The following is a 1,094-nucleotide window of genomic DNA, read 5'->3' on the forward strand; positions in this document are numbered from 1 at the left end:
TGATATGCTCCCCCTATAGTAGACACTAAAAAAACAAAACTATAGGAGGAGCATTTTTATGTCTAGAAATACTAAATATGATACTAATTTATTTCTATTGATATTTAGATTGTTAGATGAAGGTTACAGTTATGCGGAAGCTTTAAGAAAGAGCAATATTGAAATGAATACTGAACATTTAAGGATTAAATATAAGCAATTTAAAATGCATGGAATAGAGGCATTAGTATCAAAGAAAAATAATAATTCCTATAGTGAAACATTTAAAGAATCAGTGGTTCAAGAACACTTAACTCAAGATGTTTCAGCTGAATATTTAGCAATAAAGTATAATATACCGGCTCATAGTACTGTCAGAAATTGGATAAAACGATATACTTTAGGAAAAGAGAATGTTTCATATTCTCCATTACCAGAGGTGTATTTAATGAAGGCTAGAAAAACAACGTTCGAAGAACGTGTAGAAATAGTAGAAGCGTGTATTGAGTCAGAAAAAGATTATAAGAAAACTGCTTTAAAATTTAATGTTAATTATGGACAAGTGTACAGTTGGGTTAAGAAATACGAAAAATTCGGGAGTGCTGGTCTTATAGATGGAAGAGGCAAAGGTAAACCTACACAGGTATTGACTGAAGAAGAACAAGCATTAGCTGAAATGAAAGCTCTTGAAGAAAGAATTAAATACTTAGAAATGGAAAATAAAATTTTAAAAAAGTTGAAGGAAAAGGAAAGAGAGTTGATCAATCGCCATTTAGACAAATAATTGAATACCTTGTAATTCAAGATCTAAAAAAAGAATATCCGATAAGTCTTTTGTGCAAGATACTTGGAATATCAAGAGCAAGTTATTATAAATGGAAAAAACGAAAGAATTTTAAATCAAAGCATGAAATTGAAGATGAAATATTAATGGCTGATATTCTAAGAATTTTTAATAAGTACAATGGCATTTACGGCTATCGCCGCATTCGCATTTATATTTGCATAAGACTAGATAAAAAAGTGGGACGCAAACGTGTATATCGTTTAATGAAAAAATTAGGTTTAAAATCTTGCATACGTGTTGCGAGAACGAGACATAAACCTTCGACACC

The 1,094-nt window shown here is 30.3% G+C and carries 2 protein-coding genes; both read left to right on the top strand.

Annotated features, from left to right (window positions below; translation table 11 throughout):
* Positions 1 to 58 precede the first annotated feature (58 nt).
* Complete coding sequence (locus HMPREF3270_RS06790) at positions 59 to 763, top strand: helix-turn-helix domain-containing protein (RefSeq protein ID WP_070848568.1); 705 nt, start codon at positions 59 to 61, stop codon at positions 761 to 763.
* 146 nt (positions 764 to 909) lie between these two features.
* The coding region (locus HMPREF3270_RS13540) for an IS3 family transposase (protein WP_141763132.1) at positions 910 to 1,094 on the top strand (185 nt) is incomplete at its 3' end.

It is taken from the genome of Staphylococcus sp. HMSC65H10 (assembly GCF_001839185.1).
Taxonomy (GTDB): domain Bacteria; phylum Bacillota; class Bacilli; order Staphylococcales; family Staphylococcaceae; genus Staphylococcus; species Staphylococcus simulans.

Bases quoted from the DNA above. Each gene is read 5' to 3' on its own strand.
- HMPREF3270_RS06790 (WP_070848568.1), top strand. From the start codon at position 59: ATGTCTAGAAATACTAAATATGATACTAATTTATTTCTATTGATATTT.